The sequence below is a fragment of the Aeromonas sp. 62-46 genome (genome assembly GCF_001898585.1).
GTDB classification, from domain to species: domain Bacteria; phylum Pseudomonadota; class Gammaproteobacteria; order Enterobacterales; family Aeromonadaceae; genus Aeromonas; species Aeromonas caviae.
This window is the reverse complement of the sequence record NZ_MKUI01000026.1, coordinates 1-2,153: the sequence shown is the minus strand read 5'-3', so window position 1 is coordinate 2,153 and position 2,153 is coordinate 1. Positions and strand designations below refer to the sequence as shown.

Here is a 2,153-nt window from a genome sequence, read left to right as displayed (position 1 = left end):
GTTGTCGATCAGGCGTTGGAGTTCAGTCGGGGTCGGTTGCATGGGGCCATTGTTTTGGGCAATGGCGGGGAAGGCGAGTGATGCTCAGTGTGCCAAGGGCTGGCACACTGGCGTTGAATCAATATTATTCTTTATTGCGGTTTCTAATAAAGAATACTAACCATAAGTTTTTAAATAACTACATGGATTTGGTGTTTCTGATAATTATTTAAATGCTTCTCGAATTTCATTTATCAAGTTTTCATATAATGAAACATTTATTGTCTTTAGATCATCAAATGAAATTAATACATTGCCATTGAATTTCCTAAACTCTGGTACCAACTCGAAAATGAATTCATCTGTTGAAGGGAGTGAAGTATTAGAGGTTGTATCCATAACTAGCATTATTCCCAATGCTGCAATATAGTTGCTATATTTGTCCGTCTGTTCTAAAAAATGCTTTTTATTTGTTTGCAGAAGTTCACAATGTGCCTTCTCTGATATCAACTCTCTGTTAATATTTCGTAATTCATCTTGGAATTGCTCAAGTCTAGCTTTCCTTCCTTGATCGGGTAATGTATGTATTACTCGGCGGTAAGTAAATATTAGGTCAATGGTTCTTTTGGCCGCAGACGCCTGCTTTAAAATGATGGTGCGAGACTTTACTTCTTCCGCTTCAAATTGTTGAGTTCGCCAAAGAGTAAATGTATATAGAATCACTAGCAGTGAAATTACACCTGAGCAGCCACTTAGTATTGTGAATGCTATTGATAAATATGATGGCCAAGGGTTTTCGCTGGTAGGGCTATAGTCAATAGCACCACCAATAACAAAGCCGATAAAGAATACTATGGCTGAAAGTGCGTAAAGTGGCATCCTGTTTGATTTTTTATCTTTCACATTTCATTCCTATTAAAGCTGTTGTAGCGGTGGATTATATGAAAGGGATGTGACTTGAACAATCAAGCAATCAGAATTATGTCAGTTAGATTGTATGAAACCAGATTAAACGTACAACCTCGGATACTGCATTAAGTTATTAAATGAACCAACAACAACCCCTCCAACCGCTCTACCTCCTGATGGGTGATGCCCAGCAGCTCCCGCGCCGGATAGCGGATCTCGCGGCCCTTGATGCGGTCTTTGAGGCCGTATTGGTGAATGGTGGCGAGCCGGTTGGCGGTGCCGACAAACTCCACTACCGCCTGCTGTTCACTGGCGCGGGCCTTGAGCCAGGTGGGGTTGCTTATCTTGAAGAACATCTTGCGGCGCAGGCGCCCCCGGCCTTGCTTCAGCTTGGGCTGGGGCTTGCGCGGGGCCATGGGGCTGCCATCGGGCTGTACGTTGGCCCGGATCCGCAGGGCCTGGCTGGCGCGCAAGGTGCGGGCCATCTCGCCCGCCAACTGACGGCGGGCGGCGGGCTCCATGCTGGCCAGCAGGCCATCGGCCCAGTGGGTCAGGCGGCTCAGGTCGTCGGCGGCCATGGCTAATGCTCCCCGTTGATGAAGAGTTCCCAGGTGATGCCGTCATAGGGGTCTTCCGGTGGCTCTGGCAGGTGCTCCCAGCCAATCCCCTGTTCGTTTTGCCACACCCTGACCCGCTCGGTCAGCTTGACGGTGATGATGAGGTCCATCAGGTCGCTCGCGAGGTATTCCGCCTCGAAGGTGATGCCCTCCTTGCGCCGCTCGTCGTTGGTCATCAGCTCGGGCTGGTGTTGGCGCAGCCAGGCCAGCAGCGGCACCATGATCTGGTCCGGGTGGCCGGCAAAGTCCTCGATGCCGATGGTGAGGGGGTATTGCCACTCGAACGAGAGCGAGCGGGCGCCGGTGCTTTCGACATTGCCAGGGGCGATGAAGATGTGCAGCTTGTCCGGGTTGGTCTTGAGGTGGGGAACGCAGCGGGTCAGTACCTCACGGATCTGTTTTGGTTTTTCCATGCTCCCTCCCGTTCTGGTGGCGTTGCTGGCAGGCGATGAGGCTGTCTACTTGGGCGGCGCAGGCGGCCCAGGCGGCCTCGGTCTGGGTCAGTTGGTCGAGCAGGTCGCCGTTATTGACCGAGCTGGCTGCCGGCAGCTGGCAGGGAGTCAGACCCTGACAGGTGAGCCTGATAATCTGCGGCGCCGGTGAGGGCGGGGCGCTGGAGCAGCCTGACAACAGGATCAGGCAGAGGGC

Annotated in this window: 4 protein-coding genes; all 4 read right to left on the bottom strand. The window is 51.8% G+C overall.

What is annotated here, in order from left to right; all coding sequences use genetic code 11:
• Window positions 1–204: 204 nt before the first annotated feature.
• The gene (locus tag BGO64_RS09305; protein WP_286700550.1) at window positions 205–882 is read right to left on the bottom strand and encodes a hypothetical protein; all 678 of its coding nucleotides are present in this window, start codon (window positions 880–882) and stop codon (window positions 205–207) included.
• Window positions 883–1,013: 131 nt separating this feature from the next.
• Entirely contained in the window at window positions 1,014–1,466 is a 453-nt protein-coding gene (locus tag BGO64_RS09300; RefSeq protein ID WP_286700549.1) for a phage virion morphogenesis protein, read from the bottom strand.
• Between the two features lie 2 nt (window positions 1,467–1,468).
• Window positions 1,469–1,918, bottom strand: coding sequence for a phage tail protein (locus BGO64_RS09295; RefSeq protein WP_286700548.1), 450 nt, complete (start codon window positions 1,916–1,918; stop codon window positions 1,469–1,471).
• Window positions 1,893–2,153: Rz1-like lysis system protein LysC (gene lysC, locus BGO64_RS09290; protein ID WP_286700547.1), on the bottom strand; the 261-nt coding region annotated here is incomplete at its 5' end. The genes BGO64_RS09295 and lysC, both read right to left, overlap by 26 nt.

Excerpts from the sequence above, each read along its gene's own strand:
- BGO64_RS09300 (WP_286700549.1), bottom strand. The coding sequence starts at position 1,466 with ATGGCCGCCGACGACCTGAGCCGCCTGACCCACTGGGCCGATGGCCTG.
- BGO64_RS09295 (WP_286700548.1), bottom strand. The coding sequence starts at position 1,918 with ATGGAAAAACCAAAACAGATCCGTGAGGTACTGACCCGCTGCGTTCCC.